We start from the raw sequence: 17,989 nt of genomic DNA on the forward strand, positions 1-17,989 counted from the left end.
AGACTGCAAGGATGCAGTCTTTATTTTCTCAACTCGGTAACTTTTGAAGCTGAATATGAACCATCGGGTTCAACAACGAATGAAGTTACTTGTGCTGTATTTCCCTTAATAGAAAAAAAGAAGAAACCAGGCTTCTTGTCTTCATACCACTTAAGGTTATTATTTGCATTTTGTTTTAAAGGAGTAATATTTGACCCAGATCCAGAGACAAATAATTCAGTACTTTTGCATTTATTTGGACTCTCTAAGTATTGAAGGTTATGTTCGTGACCTGCAAGCAATACATCAACATTATTGCATACATTATTTTCGATAAAACCCTTCCACCAAACACCTAAAGCGCGTTGCAATCCATCAGGACTGTTACTCTTAGCAAGATCTAAATCCTCATAATTACCTGCATTACCATGTTCACCATTAGAGCGGTAAGGATGATGTGCATAAGCAATGTTCCACATTGCTTTCGAACGATTAATTCGTTGCTTTAACCAACTCTGTTGTCGACTTGTGTAATCTTTCGCTCGATAGCTTTTCTCAACGCCAACTGGAGAAGTTAAAACCGTTGAATCTAGCGCATAAAATCGAATTAATGGGTGTTTTGTATTACCCAACGGAGTATCAAAATGATAATATCGTGCTGGTAGTTGAAATTGAAAACTGCTTTTTTTCTTTCGTTTTGAATAAGCGATTTGTAGATCACCTCGATAGTTTAAAGCACCACTTCCTTCTTTCAAAATACCAGAATTATCATGATTACCGAGCACCTGATAAAATGGTATAGCGACCTCCGAAAAAGGTTCTTCGAATTTTTTTTCAAATAAGGAATCTTTAGTCGACTCAACTCCAAAGGGATAAATATTGTCACCGAGGCCAATTACAAAGTCACATGACTCTTGTTGACATACATTCACCATAGTTTTAGCAAGAGCGTACTGAATATCATTTCCTTTTCCATAATCACCAAGAGCAATAAAGTTAATTGTCGGTAAATCATTTTGATTTGTCGAAATAAGCACAAAAGATCTATCAGCTCCAGAGTTATTTTTAACTTCTAATTCAATTTTGTATTGACCAGCCATATCTATTTTTAATGAAGTTTCACTGCGATCGTTATTGGCCAATTCAGAACCAGACCCATTAGGTCGTTCAATAACCTTCCATGAATAATTTATTAGGGAGAGATCTGACGATCGGCTTTTTTGTGCCGAGATGATAATATCGTCACCTACTTTAGCGAAAATATTATTCCTATCAACAATAGCGAGAGGTTTTGATAAAGGAGCCATCGTTGGAGGTTGACTAACAAGTCTAATGTAATCAGGAAAAGTTCTGCATCCAAATAACAAAAAAAAGATAATAATAATCAGCGTATTTCTAAACATACTTACTCCTCAATACCATAGCCAATGCTTTTGGGTATTAATTTTATGAAGAGAACCAATCGAATAATTGCTGCATAGACTCTCGTATAACTTTCTGGCTTTGCTTAGAACCAGCGTTGCACTCTAAACCTTGAATACAAAAGTCAAAAGTATGTTCCGCTTCCGCAAACAAATGTAGCTGGTTTCTATTGGAGCAATGGTATATTTTACGATACTCACCCTCTTCAGGATTGCCTCCAAAATTTTCGGCAGGTCCTTGTTCTATATTTCCAGACAAGGCATTACAAAAGCGAACGGACTGATCAGATGGTACTAGCGTATCGCTAACTCCATGCAATAAAAAATATTCGGGATAATTACGTGGAGCATTTACAACAATTTCAGTCAATGTGTTACTTACAATAGCTTCACTTTCTTCACTAATGGTTTGTACGTCTTCATCTAAAAATCGACGCATAATTTTTTCACCCTTGAGTAAACCTGGGCTTAACTTAGCTTGCTGGGCGTAGTACTTAAAATCTGTTGGCCCATAAAAGGCGCCAACTTTGTTGATAGACTCAGGATGATATACAGAAAGCCAAATTGCCAAAAATGCGCCTGCTGAACCACCCAATAAATCTATTGACCCACTATCCGAACCATATTCACTAGCGTTATCTTTGACCCAGCTATAAGCGTCGTATGCGTCACTAGTAATTTCACGCCAGTAACTTCCATTACATTCATAGTTACCATCATGCTCACCAGCCAAGCGATAAAATGGCAAATACACAACATACCCACGTTTTGTAAAGTGTGATATTGCGCTTTCAACTGCAGCGATTCCAGTTCCTCGGAATGCCCAACCACCGCCATGATAAATTATTAATGATTTTAGGCCTGTCGCTTTTACATCATTTTTATAAACTCTCATTTCTAACTGACACTCACCCAACCCTCTAAGCACTAATTTTTTTTGCTCATTAAAAGACGCATATTCATCGTAACTTGCTACGTTTTTATATCGCTTTCGAAGCATAAAGGGCTGAAGGTTATTTTTGGTTGATATCAAATTAAAGTCGAGTCTTGAAGAAGGTTGTAATGTCCACTCATCTTCACGCCAGTACCAAGAAGCCGCATTACCCAAATAATCCCTTTCATCCGCCATTAGCTCATCACAAAATTCTTTAACTGTCGTTGGATTGAACTTAAATGGCTTGGTACATCGGTTATCCGAGAAAAGTGTTACTGCACTTGTTATTTCATCGAGCGATTTTTCTTCACAAGACAAACTACTCGAATTATTACTATATACTGGTTGATGTTGAAGAGGATCCATTGTTAATCGTGATGCATAACAACTGCCTCGGGCTTTAAAGTACTCAGCAACTTCCTTTTTTACTGAGTCCAGTGAGGGTTTGGATGTGCAGCCCATAATCATAAATAAAATAAATAACAAGCTGTAACGAACTATCATTTTTGCGCTCCATCGAATCTTTAATCTCTAAGATAGTAAAAAATTCCTAATAAGACTGAATTTTTTAAGAATTTCAATGCAGCGTCGACTTTATATTTTAATTGGAGATGAAGGATCTCGTAATCCTTGATAAATAAAAAATACGAGCCCAAAGATACTATTCTTTATTTTCACGATCTAAACGAGTGGTTAATATTCTCATTTCCTCTCGAAGAATTGATATTTCATCATACAATACTTTCCTTTCATCATGTGCTTCTTCGAGTGCTTCTCGATCAGACTTACCTTGATCCATTTCATGCCGAGTCTGCATGGCATTAACAACAACCGCAATAAAAAGATTAAGCATGGTAAAAGTCGCAATCAAAATGAATGGTACAAAGAAAATCCAAGCATGAGGCTGAGTTTCCATTACCGGTCTTACAATTCCCATAGACCAACTTTCAAGAGTCATTATTTGAAACAATGTATAAAAACTCTTACCTAAAGTGCCAAACCACTCAGGAAAGTTTTCACCAAATAATGTTGTTGCCATTACTGCAGAGACATAAAAAATTAAACTTAATAAGGCAACAATTGCCCCCATTCCGGGCAGAGATTGAATAAGTGCAGTCACAACGGCTCTCATACTGGGAGCAACAGAAACCAGCCGTAAAACCCTAAGCACTCTCAATGCTCGTAAAATAGCAAAAGGACCGCTGGCAGGTATGAGCGAAATAACTACAATAGTAAAATCGAATAAACTCCAAGGATCTTTAAAGAACTTCAACCGATAAGCATATAAACGAAGCACTATCTCGACCACAAAAATTCCCAGTATTATTGAGTCTAACGTTAATAATAGACCTCCGATTTTTGCCATAACAACTGACGAGGTTTCGAGACCAAGAATAATGGCGTTAATGACAATGGCCGCGATAATAAAATTTTGAAACCCATTCCGCTCGACAAATGACCGAATTTTCTCTTTCATTATTTAACCTTAAATAAACACTAATCTAACTAACATAACAATTGCTTTCTCTCGAGCTTAATCAAGTAATAAACAAGCCCGGATGCTCGCATTAACATAAAGCAATAGAAAGCCAGCCAAAGACCATGATTGCCAAACAATTTTACTGAAAACATAGCTGGAATAAAAACAAATATTACGGCAATCAACATACTGTTTCGCATTTCCGATGTACGTGTTATTCCAACAAAAATACCATCTAGCCAATAACTCCAGACGGCAATCAACGGAACAAACACCAGATAGGGTAAATATACGAAAGCCGCATTTCTCACTTCAGGAATGTCCGTCATGAACCTAACCATCCACTCGCCGATTAACCAATAAAGTAAGACAAAGAAACCACTGCATATTAGAGACCAAAATCCAGAAGTTACTAAAGCGTCCCAAAATTCTTTGTGATATTTTTTACCAAAAGCTTTACCTGCAAGAGCCTCAACGGCATTAGCAAATCCATCCAACCCATGTGCCATTATCATAACAAAGTTCATCAATACTGCATTAGCGGCCAGTATATTGTCGCCCAAACTGGCGCCAACCGAAGTTTGAATATAGAAAACCGATTCCAATGCTAGCGTACGAATAAAAATGTCGCGATTTAACCCTAAAAGACGCTTAAATGCAGATGATTCAAAAAGAGGACGGCTCTCCTTTTCTCGAGGTATATTTTTTAATACCCAATAGACCGCCAGTGCACCAATAACTAATCCACTATAATCGGCAATCAAGCTAGCCCAGGCCGCACCAGCAACTCCCATATCCCAATAAACAACAAAAAGGATATCGAGACCGATGTTGACCAGGTTAGAAATGAACAAGATAAATAGAGGCACTTTCGCATTCTGCATGCCCAAAAGCCATCCGATAAAAACATATCGAAGTAATAACGCTGGCATTGCCCAAATTCTTATGTCGAAGTACTCAGTTGCAAATCTATAGACAGCGTCACTTGCTCCCATAAATGCCATGGCTAACTGCCAGATAGTTCCTCTTAGCACTAACACAATGAGTGAAATTGCCAATGCCAGTAATACTGCATTAAACAATGATTGTCGTATCGCATATCCATCGGACGAGCCATTAGCCTGAGCTGTCAAGCCAGTTGTGCTCATTCTTAAGAATCCCATGGCCCACATAATCATGGTGATTATTAAGCTTCCTATTGCCGTAGCTCCCAAAAAATGTGCATGGTCCAAATGACCCACAACGGCCGTATCTACAAGGCCAGTAATGGGAACCGTAAGATTTGACAAAATCATAGGAATAGCGAGAGCGAACGTTTGTCGGTGCATCGATTTGTTCTGCAAATGTAAATATAAGTTCCTGAACACTCAATTAATCCAATACTTTCAAAAGTTTCAATTATACCATGATGCGAGATCATCCCGACTTGCTCACAATCGACTACACTTATATCAGTTACAGAAGAGGTAAATGCTAGCAATAGCATCAATCGAAAAGCTTTAATCGTAACTGACTTTTATTAAGTAGGTAACTGAAAAACTCCAACTCGATATCAGGAAATAATGTGAATTTTTCGACCATTCTAGGAATTATTATTGGTGTAGCGATTATTACATTTGTTGTTCTAATTAGTGCTATTGATCCTATGTCATTTTTAAATGTACCAGGAATAATCATAGTTTTAGGCGGTACATTAGCCGCGACGATGGTCAGTTATCCAGGGAAAGAGTTTTTCAGAATATTTAAACTTATTCGTCTGGTTCTCTATGACAATGAGGTTAGTGCGAAAGAACAAATTGTCGAGATCGAACAACTCGCGCGCCAGTGGTTTCGTGATGATGTTCGTGGAATCGAAAGAGCAATTGAAAGTATTGATAATAAATTTCTTAAAACAGGCGTTCAGCTAGTTATCGACAAAACACCATTGGAAGATATTATCGATCTGCTTCACTGGCGAATTACCAGGCTTAGAGCACAAGAACAAGCCGAGGCACAAATGTTTATGTCGATGGCAAGTTTTGCTCCTGCCTTTGGCATGCTTGGGACATTAATTGGCCTGATTAATATGTTAAGTATTATGGACAATCGGGACTTCACAGAAATTGGATTTAACCTGGCAATCGCATTAGTAACCACATTTTATGGCCTGCTGGCAGCCAATCTTATTTTTAAACCTATTGCTACAAAACTAGAGCGCAGAACTGAAAAGCGAGTCATGTTAATGACGATGGTTATGGAAGGAATTACCTTGATGAGCCAACGTAGAACACCTTCATTTATTCGAGCGACACTGGATTCATTCATTGCCCAACATGAAGACGAATTACATGATCCGGTTGATTTAGAGGAATTAGATGACCCGTCACTACGTTCTGATAGGGTTGTGCGTAACTCTGATAGAGAAATGCGACATCGTATTGAACCTAAAGATCTTTCTTAAAGATGAAAAATAGCGAAAATCTACATCCGATTGAGCGACTTTTAACACAGTCAAAGCACCATCATGGAGAAGATGGCTGGTTACTCCCTTATCTTGATGTTTTTATTTTGCTGACAATGATGTTTATTGTTTTATTGTCTTTGTCATCTTACGACTTAACGACTTCTCTCAATCAAGTGGAAGCTCAAGCGAAAAAAATCGATCAATTACAAGAAAAAATTGAACCATTGCGTCAATTGGAACAAGAAGGACGGAGCTCAATCGTTTTAGAGCATTGGCAAGAACGCGTTCATCAAGTATTGGACTCGATCGAATTACGTGACGATATTGCACTGACACTGGATGACGACTACATTGCTATCCAAATTGAAGATAAAATGCTATTCGATTCAGGTAAGGCCACTTTAAAGCCCGAGGGAGAGCAAGTGCTTTCAAATTTACTTCCAGTTTTTCAATTGTCTGCAGGCACAATTCTGGTTGAAGGTCACACTGACAATGTGCCTATTGATACAAGCCGTTTTCCCTCTAACTGGGAACTCGGTGCATCTCGGGCTAGCAGTGTCGTTAAATTCTTAGTGTCACAAGGAATGAAGCAGAACAAATTGCGTGCTATTAGTTATGCTGATACAAAGCCTTTAGCCAGTAACGAGACTGAAGAAGGAAGGCAAAAAAACAGACGAGTCGCTTTGTTATTACAAATGCCCGATACAGAATAGAAAAACTTTTAATTCATCCTTAAAAATAAAATCCCGATAAACTTATCGAACACGCCGGTTAAATTGTTTCATAATTCGATTGCGTGCTTTTTGATAGTCTTCGTTTGATATCCAGCCTTCATCTTTTAGCGTTCGGTGCCATCTGGTTTCTTCGGCAAAATACTGAGAGGAGGCGGGAAGCGTGTTTTTCTCGATGCCGCGTTTCAAATGCTCAACAAATTTGCGCAAGCTTTTCTTACAACCGCAGCGATGGCTCAAGGCGACCAACGGAGCTTTACCAGATCGAGAGTAGAAAAAAGATATTTCACGATAAGAACAATAATGAACAATAAATAGCATCAAGCTAAATGCACCTGTGCCTGCTGCCAATACCAAATCATTTAAATAAAGCCCCATCGTCATAGCAGCAACAGCCGTTAAAATGGCCCCGATGAACATAAACCAGGCTGTGCTTCTGGATTTCTTCGGTTTTGGTTCAAGTAGTCCGAGGTGAAACGCCGTTTGAGCGATCTTCTTTCCATGCTTATCTCGTTTCTCAATCTCCAAAAATGCATTGTTAAAAATGCGATAACAGTACTGATTTGGTGAAAACTTAGGCTTGACCTCGTACTCATAATTCACGTGACGAGCTTTATCAACCGGAGGTAATAACTGAGATGCCGCACGATCGGGGCTCTCTAAAACGATATCTTCAACCATAAGACTAATGACTTTATGCAATCGGGAATGGAAAAATCCGTTTAATTTCATCTCGTTAGAGAATAAAACGGATACTCTTTCGAACTCTTTAGTTATTCTACATCATTTTGACCACATTAGTTGTGATTTTGTTCAATATTTAACCTGCTTTTGATTGAAAAAGTTTATCTGAACCGGCGCCACAGGCAATAATCGATCGCATCATTGATTCTACTGTCGCTCCGTGAATGACCTCCACTAGTTCTTCGGGCACATGGTAAATGTTGCCAGAGGTCGGATTCGGGCCGGTCGGCATAAAAATAGTCATCGTACCATCACTATTACGAGATGTTGTTATCGCGGTAACAGTTGTTGGTGATTGCGCGCCAAAGAGTCTAACTCGAACAACCTCGCCTTTCGAAAATGGCGAAGACTCAGGGTCTCCCATAAATTGCCCGATGATTTCTTTAATGATTCGATACCCTGGCGCCAGCCGAGTCAAATAGCCATCAAATCTAAGATGAAGCCACTTTCCAATGCCTGTAGAGACAAGTGTGCCTATTAGAAAACATGCCAGTACCAGTAAAACAACAACAATACCGTCGGCCACCAACTCAGGCAACTGCAGTCGTGGAACAAGCCAATCTGTTAGCGGTTGGATCAGGTCTGTTACAAGAAAAAACAACCATCGAAAAACAATAAAAAATATAGCGATAGGCAATACAACCAACATGCCGCCTATCAAAGATTTTCGGACAAATGAATTAATTTTCTCCATCAGAAGAACTCGCCCCACAAATATTCAAACTATTAGCCAATACTTATTTTCGCACAAAATTTATTAATCGATGATCAGGTCAACCATTAAATCGTCCGCTAAAGATTCTAGTTTTTCTTTAACATCGGAAAAATTTAACCCAGAAGGTAGCTTCACGAGCAGCTTTGCTTTAAATAGTTCCCCTCCAGACATGGGAGCAGGCTCAATTTGACTGTCCATTTTCTCAACATTGGCATTCAATTGATTGAGCGCATCAGCTATTTCATAAACAATTCCCGTTTTATCGTTTCCAACTAACTGAACTTTTACTAACTCACCATCTAATGGTTCTACAGACGCTTCGACCAAAACATCCAATTGGTCATCGCTCAACTGCAAAAGTTCACTTTTAGCCTGCTCAACATTGCTTTGTTCAAACTCAGCTAAAACGAGACCAGAAAACTTGCCTCCTAAATGGGAAAGCCGACTTTCTAGCCAATTACCACCCTGAGTTCGTACAGAATCTGAAATTCGCTTTACAAGTCCAGGGCGATCTTTCCCAAACACTGAAATCAGTAACTTCATTTTCATGGCTTACATCCTTTATTCGTTGTTACAATATGAAGAAGATATATTTTAATAGTAAGAGCCTACCTTATGAGCTTAGCTAAACTCCAGCTAAAAAAGAACGAAGAAAAGCGAATTAAAAGTGGACACCTGTGGATATACAGCAATGAAGTTGATATCCAAGCGACACCGCTCAAGCAATTTAACGTAGGCCAACAAATTATTATTGAATCCTCTCAGGGAAAGCCATTGGGAGTTGGCTATATCAATCCAAACAACTTACTTTGCGCACGCATCCTTAACCGCGATTACAAACGACCGATAGACAAATCATTATTTGTTCATCGTCTTAAAATAGCTCAGTCCATCCGAGAACGATTATTCAAACAACCATTTTATAGGGCTTGTTATGGCGAAAGTGACGGATTGCCCGGACTTATTGTCGATCGGTTTGGAGAACATTTGGTAGTACAAATTACTACCGCAGGTATGGAAGCAATAAAAGATGATATTGTGGAGGCGCTCAGCAAAGTTTATAAACCAAGCTCCATTTTGCTGCGAAATGATTCGAATGCAAGAAAAGCAGAAGCGCTCTCCCCTGAAATAGAGCAAGCAGAAGGATTAACTCCCGACGAAGTCTTAATTACTGAAAATAATACTCAGTTTCTCATCAAGCCGCACACCGGACAAAAAACAGGGTGGTTTTATGATCATCGAGTAAGTCGACAGCAAATAGCCAAGTACTGCGAAGGCAAGCGAGTTCTTGATGTATTCAGCTATATTGGCGCTTTTGGTTTGCAAATGCTTTCACACGGTGCCAGTGAACTATGGTCAATTGATATTTCAGCAAAAGCCCTAGATGAACAAGAGCAAAATGCAGTATTAAATAAAGTTGATGATAAAATAACTTTAGTTGAAGGCGATGCTCACACAGCAATGAAAGAATTAAAGCAACAAGGTGAAAAATTTGATATTGTTATCGTCGATCCACCTGCCTTTATCAAAAAGAAAAAAGACCATAAAGCAGGATTAAGCGCTTATCGTAAAGTTAATGAAGCAGCAATAAGATTATTGGAAAAAGACGGCATCTTACTATCAGCTTCATGTTCAATGCATTTGAAGTCGAATGAATTACAAGACTGTGTCAGGGGAGCTGGTCGCCACTTAGATAAAACAGTTCAACTGCTTGAGCATTGTCACCAAGGACAAGATCATCCAATTCACCCATCAATTCCTGAAACTGAATATATTAAAGGCGTTATTGCTCGAGTATTAACAGCTTAAGAGGTTAACTCGACTAAAACTTGTTTAACTTCCGCTTCCTTCAGTGGCTTATTGACTTGTCGGTCCATACCGGCAAGTTTGATTTTCTCAAAGTGTTCATCATAGACATGAGCTGTGACAGCGACAATGGGAATACGAGTCATGCAGTTTTCGAGTTCATATCGTCTTATCTCTTCTGCCGCTTGATATCCACTCATTATAGGCATTTCACAATCCATTAAAATGATATCACATTCACTATAATGACTTTTATACCAATTAAAAGCTTCTTCTCCATTTTTCGAATGCACTAAATCATGCCCCAGCTTTTCCAATAAATTTTTAATCACTAAAAAGTTCACAGGATTATCTTCTGCAACTAAAATGGAAAGCTTTCGTCCCATCACCGGGTTAGGCGATATAATATTTTCGAAGCTTTCTACTTCTTCACATGGTATCGAGATTTTAAATGTTGTGCCCTCTCGCAGCTTTGACTCAACACTAATCTCGCCACTCATGCGACGAATAAGTTCTTTTGTTATATAAAGCCCTAGTCCAGTACCAGACTTTACTTCCTCACTTTCATTAATGATTTGCTCAAACGGCTCAAATACTTTATTAATATCTTCCGACTTAATTCCTCTTCCAGTGTCCGAAATCTGACACTCTAATTTCATATCGTTAAACGCAACCTGAAATTTTATCGAGCCTTTATCCGTAAACTTGTAACTGTTTCCAATTAAATTTATCAAAATTTGTTTTAAGCGTTCGGAGTCGACTTTAATATATCGTGGTAGCGACTCATCCAAAATTAGCTCGGGCTTTATCTCTTTACTTTTAATTTGAAACTCAAACAATCCCCAAATCGACTCAAAGAAGGGGCGTGCTTCTATGTTTTCGTAATTTAATTCTATCTTGTTTTGATTAAGTCGTGATACTTCTAGCAAGTCATTCACTATACTAATTAACGACTCACTACTACTATTCAAAACTTTAAGTAACTTTTTCCCTTCTTTTGATATACGCTCATTTTCCAGCATTTTTGTTATGCCAATAACTCCATTGAGGGGTGTACGCAGCTCATGACTAACACGAGCCAGTAATTGGCTTTTTGCCACATCTCTTGCTTCAGCAAACTCTGCCTGCCTTCTAAGATCCTGTATTCGAAGTGAGATTAACCAAGCAAAAAATAAAAACTGAAATAGAATGGTTAACTTAAAGCCAAACCAGTTTTCAGCCAGTGAAAATGAATAGACCTGTAATGCACCTAGAATGATGTAAATAGCCCAAAGAATCCAACCAGACCAACCAATAAAAAAGTACATCGCTAACTTTAGCTTCATCTTAAATGCTAAAGTCACAATCAAATACAAAACCCAAATGCTACAGCAGAACATAAATATTAATGATAAATTAATAAAGATATCAGGACGTATAATCAGTCTGGATAAAACTAATAGCAATGCAACGCCAGAAAAAGCTATGTTCACAGGTTTTATCCATTTTAATTTCACGTGCAAACTAAAAAATGAAACTAAGAACCATAAACTCGCGATCGACAGAATTGCTAATGAACTTTGGCCGATTGGAAAAGTTAAGAAAAAATAATTATCAAATACAAAATACAAATAACCTTGAACAAACGCTAACAGAAGAATAATTGATAATGTGAATACTGAATAAAATAGATAAAATGATTGGCGAGAGCCGATAAATAATAATAAATGGTATAATGCAAGTATTGAAAGCAAGCCAAAATAAAATGCATCCAAAGCTAGATCTTTTATATTGTCATTCAAAGCTTCCTTTAATGGAGAAATTTTGGAGGCAACATCAAGAATTGCTTTTTGATCAATCTTAAAATAAAGTTCGACTGTTTGATTTTCAAGAATAACTAATCGTCGATTTAAAGTAGGTAACCAGAATGTTCTGCCCACTTCTGTTGAAAAATTGCCGCCCAATTTCCATTGTTGAGTCCTGCCGCTACTACTAACCAGCCAAACATCAATATTTTGTAGTGTGTTATTGTCAAAAGAAAATAGCCAATCCGTATTAGGAGAGGAGTTTTTAAGTTTTAAACGAAACCAATGAACCTTTGCAACCGAGCCAAATGTAGTATTGTTATCAGGCAAAGATTTCCAGTCTTGAGTTTTATAGATTACCTCATCGATAAATACTTCTTTATCCAAAGTCATCCATTCCATAGATTGACCAACAGAATACTCTCGGGACTCTTTCAGCTCAAAACTAGCTGCCAAAAGGTTAGGCGACAAGATTATAAGAATTAAGCAAAAAATATATGGCACTATCTTAACGAACCTGAATTCTACTCTCTTAATAATAGTAGAGAATTATCGATTCGCTTGCTTATAAGCTAATCTTATCGATATCGGTATAAGTGAGTTTAAAGTAGAGGAGTTTGAAACACATCAGGGACGAACAAGAGCCTAATGTTTTAGAACAGAATTAGCCGTAAACACCGCATCTGAGACAAGTTTATTTTTGCTTTCTTGATCAGCAACTTGAGACTCTAAAGCGGTTTTATTCGAGAGAATTCGACTTTTCAATAAAGCTTTCAGCTCTTCTAATTTTTCTAGGTTAATTAGAGTATAACTTTGAATATCTTGCCCAAGCTGTTCAACAGTATGAATAGTTGTCTGCTCTTGGTAGAGCTTTCCTGCTCTCTCTTGTCCAACTTGCTGCCCCCAAAAATAAGAAATCACGGTTGCAGCAATCAGTAGAATCACAAAGACAACTTTTTCCAAAACGACGGCTTTCAATCTATTCGCCCTCGGACTTCATCTGGCGACCTAATAATAAATAAGCCTGCTCTTCAGGATCAGCGCCTTCATGAACAATTCGATAAATCGCATTTGAAATGGGCATATCAACGTTGTTTTTCTCAGCAAGCAACACAGCCTGATGCGCGTTTTTTGCGCCTTCCACAACTTGCCCTATTTTCTCGATCGCCGACTCTACAGGTTCTCCCGAACCAACAGCCAATCCAAATCGTCGATTTCTCGATTGATTATCTGTACAAGTTAGCAATAAATCACCCAGACCTGCTAATCCTTGAAAAGTTTCAGGACGTCCGCCTAGCTTTAATCCCAGTCGTTGAATCTCGGCTAATCCACGAGTGATTAATGCTGTGCGAGCATTTGAACCAAACCCCATACCATCTGCAATACCAGCTCCAACTGCAATAACGTTTTTGAGAGCACCACCAATCTGCACACCGACTAAATCACAACTGGTATAGACTCGAAACGTATTGTTCACGAGTCGCTCAGCTAACTCTTCAGAAAAGGCTTCGTCATTTGAGGCTAAGGTTATTGCCGTTGGCATCGCTGTTGCTAGCTCTTTAGCAAAAGTAGGTCCAGATAGAACAGCTATCGGAGTTTTATCGCCAAAGATTTCAAGCGCAATTTCATGTAAAAATCGAGCGCTGCCAGGTTCAAGCCCTTTACACGCCCAAACGATTCGAACGTCTTTAGGCACCAATGGCTTTATCTTTTTCAATGTCTCAGAAAATGCGCCACTAGGAGTAACCACTAAAACATCACGAACACCCTTGAGCGTCTGTTCTAAATTATCGGATACTTCGAGTGTCGATGGAAAGGGAGCTTCAGGCAGATATTTGGTGTTGCAGTTTTCATTCTGCATGTGCTTTGCTTGGTCGGGATCGCGGCACCATAAGCGTGTCGGATTTCCATTACCCGCCAATAATATGGCTAGAGCAGTACCAAAAGAACCGGCTCCCAGTACTGCTATTGGTGAAAACTGCTCTGGTGCAGTTGTCACACTAATTACTCTGCTTTCTCGCCTTCAGGCTGTCCAGCACCTTGCTGTTGTGCCTGTTGCTCCATTTGTTGACGGAAAAGAGCATCGAAATTAACAGGTGCCAAATACACAGGAGGGAAACCACCTTTAGTAATTAAGCTTGAAATCACTTCACGTGCATAGGGATATAAAGACTCAGGACAGAAAGTGCTTAGTAGATGACGTAACTGACCGTCGTTCAAACCACGAACACCAAATAAACCAGCTTGCTGAACTTCAACTAGAAATCCAGTTGTTTCGCCAGAAGCGGCCGTTAAGGTAATCGTCAAAACAACTTCGTAAAAATCATCAGCAATCTTTCGTGATTTGCTGTTCATTTCCATTTTTACTTCAGGCTTGAAATTAGCATCTTGAAAAACTTCTGGAGAATTTGGAGCTTCAAAAGAAACGTCTTTTGTGTAAACACGTTGAATACCAACTTGAACGCCTTCTGGCGTCTGAGTGTTAGATTGCGCGCCTTCTGGTTTAACTTCTACTTGATCTGTCATAATAATCTCACTTTAACATCTATAATTTTGTTTCCTGATAATTCTGGTTTAGACACCACATCAGGACTAATAATTACCGATTGCTTAGCATCGGTCCCCTAAAAATCTGCCTTTACAATGGCAGTTAACCTTTTACCGTCGGAAGGTTTTCTCCTAACCAAGACTGAAAACCGCCAGATAATTTAAACACTTCTTCAAACCCAGCTTGTTTAAGTTTGGTTCCAGCGGGTCCAGCCTGGATACCGTTGGCGCAAACCATGATAATGGGTTTGTTTTTATGCTTTTCAAGTTCTTTTTGACTGTCATCTAATTTCGACTGAGGTATATTTTTTGATCCCGCGATGTGACCTTTATTAAAGTCAGCAATTGGTCGCATATCAATGACTACCGCATCTTTTTTATTAATCAGGTAGGTCACTTCTTGTGGAACAAGCGCCTTAATACCAACTTTTAAATGCTTAATTTGAGCCACAACAAGAAGAATTGCGACTAACAACCAAGCGCCTGTTAACACAGGATGATTGGATAAAAATTCAACAAATTGTTGCATAGTTTCCCTAGCAAGATGTTATCGTTTTGTATTGGGGCAGGCATTATGCGCAAAAAACGATTGTGGTGCAAAAATAGCTGTAGGCCATTGGTTTATAAGGAGTAATTATTCTGACATTTAATCATCATTGGTGTATTACGCAAAGAGACTGCGCAACACACCAAAAATGAATGATCAACGTCGGCGTTGATGGGCCAGTAACAGCAACAAGATTAATACGTATCCAAAGCTCCCTGCTTCCGTACCAAACAAGATAATGCCAGCAAGTGCATACAATGTGTTCTGCGTCGAGTTATCCTCAGGACTTGTATCTTCACATGTGGGGGGGGCAGATAAATTAAGTTGCCAAGACGTCAAGGTTCCTTCATCTTCGGCGAAAATATCTTTAACTCTGAGCTCCCAATCACCATTGAAGTCTTCACCATTAAATCGAGTAAAATCCCCGACAGGTTCAAAGTCGTCTGGGAAATTTCCAATCAAACTTTGGCGATTGTCATTGATGTCTGCATTGATTAGGACAACTTCTGTACCTGTAGGAGATACTAAAGATATTGTTAAATCACCAACATTTTCATGGGTGATCTCAACATCAACACTAAAATTATCGTCTATGACATTACCAGCATTTGCCACCTCAACATCGGAGCTAATGCCTGTTGTATTTGCATCGGGGATTCTTAACTCGGTATTTCCAGAGTATGAATTAACAACTCGCCGTCCCGTCGGGATAATAAAGTCGAGAGACTCCTGTTGCTCATTTTCATTGTCTCCCTCGATATTAAAAGAAATATCAAGCTGCGCTTCGATATTTGCTCCACACACTAAACTTCTATCGATTTTTAATTCGAAGTTATCCGTGTTGAGCGCTTGTGCACTGGTCGAAAGGTCTGGGTATGTGGATGTTCCGTTAAGCACTTCCACCAGTTCATTGCTAACAGTCACTGTAGCGCTTACACCCTCACTTGCCAAAGTGTTGGCGTTACGAAGTGGTATTTTAAATTCTATTTTCTCGCCGGGATCAGGAGCTCCATTTTCACCAGCGCGCTCGTAAACAATTTCATTTCGCGACAGGGGTCGAATAATGTTCACTTGTTTGAACATGGAATAAAGAACATTTGCATGAACGCCATCAGGCTGGAGCGCTTGCGCCGCTTGAATAATGGAGACCGCCATTTCTGGCATCGTTACGTTTGCTCCAAGACCAAATTGTCCTTCAAGCATAATTTGATCAACTTCTTCACGTGTTCCGCCTTGATTAATAATTTCGACTAACGATTGAAACAAGGGGGCAGACCATAGCTGGTCACTATAGTCATCAATATCTTCTATCGTGTCGTGAGCACCATAGTTTCTTGAGGGATCATAAGTTAAATCAAGACGATCCAGCGTACGGCCGGGCCAAGTATTCACCTCGTCGTGACCGTCCCAGGTATAGACCCATTCAGGTCTGAAAGTCTGACCATTCGGGGTACTGTAACTGTAAGATCCGGCCCAATAATCACCAAATCCTTCACCGATACCCCCAGTATCACCACCTGTAAAGTCTTCATTGATGCCAAAAGTAATCGCATGACCATACTCATGCAACAAAACATCGGCATCTTCTGGGTCCGGAACACCACCATGACCATAAGACAATCGGTTCGAAGAAGGAGTAAATGATGAATTGTCAGCGCCTTCCATACCATTTGAATCTGCAGTTATGGATAGCTCCTGAATACCTGTGTCACCGGTAAATCCAAGTGACTGAATGTATCGTTGCGTTTGATCAAGATGGAAATAAGTCATCGCGTCGTGAAAGGATAAATCCTCTCGCGTTGCTGTCCACTGACCATCAGTTGTCGTACTTGGACGAGACTCTGGCAAATCCCAGTCTTCGATCTGAACATACGGACCAACCAGAGAATACACGCCATCTGCGAGAGTAATATCGTTTAAAACTCTTTGTAGGTAAGCGTCAGTAAAGGCGTCTTCTGTCGACCGCAGGTTAATAGTCTCATCATTTAATGTTGTTCTTGGGTCGGGATCAAAAACAGTCGCAGAGCCTTCGGCCAGGATTGCACCATTGCCTTTTTTCGAAGCTGATTTGCCTAACGCTCTATTTTCAAACTTCGCCAAGGCGTCGCTGTAGGAAATTGAGTTTTTTTGCGATGCAAAAGGCTTATAGTATTTTTTCTTTAATGGCGCATCATCATTTCTTGCAGTGTCTAAACGCTCCGAGTAAATTACTTTGCCCGATTGCGCATCAACCCATTGTTGCCAGGCACCGCGTGGGCTAGTTAGCTCAATTTGGTTTTTGTAGACCAAGACTAAACGATCACCGCGCACCAAATAACCGAGCTCTGTTTCTGGCTTGCTCAACAATAAGCCCGTCGGCTGTAAAAATTGCCAGCCAGCCTCATTCGCTTCTGCCTTCGACAACTTTGCTTCATCAGGCCAATTTTGAGACTTTAAGTTAACGTGCTCAACCAGCGTGTTATATGACTTTATGACCGAACTATCGCGCTTATTGATAGAAACGCTAAAGGAAGCATTCCAAATTTTTAACCCATTTATTTTTTGATCAAAGTAATAGTGTTCCGCTAATAGGCTCGATTTTTTATAGGCAAATGCCAGCGATTCAATCGAGTTTTCGACACCTAGCGCCGCTGCATTCTTCTTAATCAAATGTAATACATCCGCAGAACTAGGGTTCACTTTCGTCATGACGATCGCATTTTTCGGGTAATGATCGAAGTGAGGAAAGTCAGTGGTCACAGGTTTTGCAAATAAGCTTTGAGAACCAGCAGTAACTAGCCCCGCAATTGCAATACTCAAATATGTCTTTTTATGTCGAGTCATAACGTTTCTGGCTTTTTTTATCGTTGAGTGTTCAA

At 39.4% G+C, this 17,989-nt stretch carries 16 protein-coding genes; 3 read left to right on the forward strand and 13 right to left on the reverse strand.

The features are described 5' to 3' along the window. Positions 1-20 precede the first annotated feature (20 nt). The 4 genes from FAX86_RS04960 to FAX86_RS04975 all read right to left on the reverse strand — a co-directional run bounded on the left by FAX86_RS04960 (position 21) and on the right by FAX86_RS04975 (position 5,142). Positions 21-1,382 (reverse strand): metallophosphoesterase, encoded by a 1,362-nt coding sequence (locus FAX86_RS04960; protein WP_144392233.1) that lies wholly within the window; start codon positions 1,380-1,382, stop codon positions 21-23. A 43-nt stretch (positions 1,383-1,425) separates the two neighbouring features. After that, a complete protein-coding gene (locus FAX86_RS04965; RefSeq protein WP_144392234.1) occupies positions 1,426-2,838 on the reverse strand; it encodes an alpha/beta hydrolase in 1,413 nt (470 codons plus the stop codon). Positions 2,839-2,995: 157 nt separating this feature from the next. Then, entirely contained in the window at positions 2,996-3,811 is an 816-nt protein-coding gene (locus FAX86_RS04970; RefSeq protein WP_144392235.1) for an ion transporter, read from the reverse strand. 29 nt (positions 3,812-3,840) lie between these two features. Next, positions 3,841-5,142, reverse strand: coding sequence for an MATE family efflux transporter (locus FAX86_RS04975; protein ID WP_144392236.1), 1,302 nt, complete (start codon positions 5,140-5,142; stop codon positions 3,841-3,843). A 236-nt stretch (positions 5,143-5,378) separates the two neighbouring features. Here FAX86_RS04975 and FAX86_RS04980 point away from each other — a divergent pair, with 236 nt between their 5' ends. Beyond that, the gene (locus tag FAX86_RS04980; protein ID WP_144392237.1) at positions 5,379-6,254 is read left to right on the forward strand and encodes a motility protein A; all 876 of its coding nucleotides are present in this window, start codon (positions 5,379-5,381) and stop codon (positions 6,252-6,254) included. A 2-nt stretch (positions 6,255-6,256) separates the two neighbouring features. Further along, positions 6,257-6,970 (forward strand): OmpA/MotB family protein, encoded by a 714-nt coding sequence (locus tag FAX86_RS04985; protein ID WP_144392238.1) that lies wholly within the window; start codon positions 6,257-6,259, stop codon positions 6,968-6,970. A 42-nt stretch (positions 6,971-7,012) separates the two neighbouring features. On the opposite strand, the gene FAX86_RS04990 is transcribed toward FAX86_RS04985, so the two are convergent. The 3 genes from FAX86_RS04990 to FAX86_RS05000 all read right to left on the reverse strand — a co-directional run bounded on the left by FAX86_RS04990 (position 7,013) and on the right by FAX86_RS05000 (position 8,996). Further along, complete coding sequence (locus FAX86_RS04990) at positions 7,013-7,669, reverse strand: hypothetical protein (protein WP_164503464.1); 657 nt, start codon at positions 7,667-7,669, stop codon at positions 7,013-7,015. A gap of 139 nt (positions 7,670-7,808) precedes the next feature. Continuing rightward, positions 7,809-8,426: a DUF502 domain-containing protein gene (locus FAX86_RS04995; RefSeq protein WP_144392240.1), complete on the reverse strand. Its 618-nt coding sequence runs from the start codon at positions 8,424-8,426 to the stop codon at positions 7,809-7,811. A gap of 63 nt (positions 8,427-8,489) precedes the next feature. Further along, on the reverse strand, positions 8,490-8,996 hold the full coding sequence (locus tag FAX86_RS05000) for a glycine cleavage system transcriptional repressor (RefSeq protein ID WP_144392241.1): 507 nt from the start codon (positions 8,994-8,996) through the stop codon (positions 8,490-8,492). A gap of 66 nt (positions 8,997-9,062) precedes the next feature. On the opposite strand from FAX86_RS05000, the gene FAX86_RS05005 reads away from it, so the two are divergent. Next, positions 9,063-10,256, forward strand: a complete 1,194-nt coding sequence (locus tag FAX86_RS05005) for a class I SAM-dependent rRNA methyltransferase (protein WP_144392242.1) — start codon at positions 9,063-9,065, stop codon at positions 10,254-10,256. Here FAX86_RS05005 and FAX86_RS05010 read toward each other — a convergent pair. The 6 genes from FAX86_RS05010 to FAX86_RS05035 all read right to left on the reverse strand — a co-directional run bounded on the left by FAX86_RS05010 (position 10,253) and on the right by FAX86_RS05035 (position 17,954). Continuing rightward, positions 10,253-12,439, reverse strand: a complete 2,187-nt coding sequence (locus FAX86_RS05010; RefSeq protein ID WP_144392243.1) for a hybrid sensor histidine kinase/response regulator — start codon at positions 12,437-12,439, stop codon at positions 10,253-10,255. The two genes, FAX86_RS05005 and FAX86_RS05010, sit on opposite strands and share 4 nt — an antisense overlap. Positions 12,440-12,682: 243 nt before the next feature. Then, entirely contained in the window at positions 12,683-13,015 is a 333-nt protein-coding gene (locus FAX86_RS05015) for a hypothetical protein (RefSeq protein WP_144392244.1), read from the reverse strand. Position 13,016: 1 nt separating this feature from the next. After that, complete coding sequence (locus FAX86_RS05020) at positions 13,017-14,036, reverse strand: NAD(P)H-dependent glycerol-3-phosphate dehydrogenase (protein WP_144392245.1); 1,020 nt, start codon at positions 14,034-14,036, stop codon at positions 13,017-13,019. A gap of 5 nt (positions 14,037-14,041) precedes the next feature. After that, entirely contained in the window at positions 14,042-14,563 is a 522-nt protein-coding gene (secB, locus tag FAX86_RS05025; protein ID WP_144392246.1) for a protein-export chaperone SecB, read from the reverse strand. A 124-nt stretch (positions 14,564-14,687) separates the two neighbouring features. Continuing rightward, positions 14,688-15,113, reverse strand: a complete 426-nt coding sequence (locus tag FAX86_RS05030; RefSeq protein WP_144392247.1) for a rhodanese-like domain-containing protein — start codon at positions 15,111-15,113, stop codon at positions 14,688-14,690. Positions 15,114-15,287: 174 nt separating this feature from the next. Continuing rightward, entirely contained in the window at positions 15,288-17,954 is a 2,667-nt protein-coding gene (locus FAX86_RS05035) for a proprotein convertase P-domain-containing protein (RefSeq protein WP_144392248.1), read from the reverse strand. Positions 17,955-17,989 lie beyond the last annotated feature (35 nt).

Origin of the sequence: Pleionea sediminis (genome assembly GCF_007570825.1) — a bacterium.
Lineage (GTDB): Bacteria > Pseudomonadota > Gammaproteobacteria > Enterobacterales > Kangiellaceae > Pleionea > Pleionea sediminis.

Bases quoted from the DNA above. Each gene is read 5' to 3' on its own strand.
- FAX86_RS04960 (WP_144392233.1), bottom strand. From the start codon at position 1,382: ATGTTTAGAAATACGCTGATTATTATTATCTTTTTTTTGTTATTTGGA.
- FAX86_RS04965 (WP_144392234.1), bottom strand. From the start codon at position 2,838: ATGATAGTTCGTTACAGCTTGTTATTTATTTTATTTATGATTATGGGC.
- FAX86_RS04970 (WP_144392235.1), bottom strand. From the start codon at position 3,811: ATGAAAGAGAAAATTCGGTCATTTGTCGAGCGGAATGGGTTTCAAAAT.
- FAX86_RS04975 (WP_144392236.1), bottom strand. From the start codon at position 5,142: ATGCACCGACAAACGTTCGCTCTCGCTATTCCTATGATTTTGTCAAAT.
- FAX86_RS04985 (WP_144392238.1), top strand. From the start codon at position 6,257: ATGAAAAATAGCGAAAATCTACATCCGATTGAGCGACTTTTAACACAG.
- FAX86_RS04990 (WP_164503464.1), bottom strand. From the start codon at position 7,669: ATGGTTGAAGATATCGTTTTAGAGAGCCCCGATCGTGCGGCATCTCAG.
- FAX86_RS04995 (WP_144392240.1), bottom strand. From the start codon at position 8,426: ATGGAGAAAATTAATTCATTTGTCCGAAAATCTTTGATAGGCGGCATG.
- FAX86_RS05000 (WP_144392241.1), bottom strand. From the start codon at position 8,996: ATGAAAATGAAGTTACTGATTTCAGTGTTTGGGAAAGATCGCCCTGGA.
- FAX86_RS05005 (WP_144392242.1), top strand. From the start codon at position 9,063: ATGAGCTTAGCTAAACTCCAGCTAAAAAAGAACGAAGAAAAGCGAATT.
- FAX86_RS05010 (WP_144392243.1), bottom strand. From the start codon at position 12,439: ATGGAATGGATGACTTTGGATAAAGAAGTATTTATCGATGAGGTAATC.
- secB (WP_144392246.1), bottom strand. From the start codon at position 14,563: ATGACAGATCAAGTAGAAGTTAAACCAGAAGGCGCGCAATCTAACACT.
- FAX86_RS05030 (WP_144392247.1), bottom strand. From the start codon at position 15,113: ATGCAACAATTTGTTGAATTTTTATCCAATCATCCTGTGTTAACAGGC.
- FAX86_RS05035 (WP_144392248.1), bottom strand. From the start codon at position 17,954: ATGACTCGACATAAAAAGACATATTTGAGTATTGCAATTGCGGGGCTA.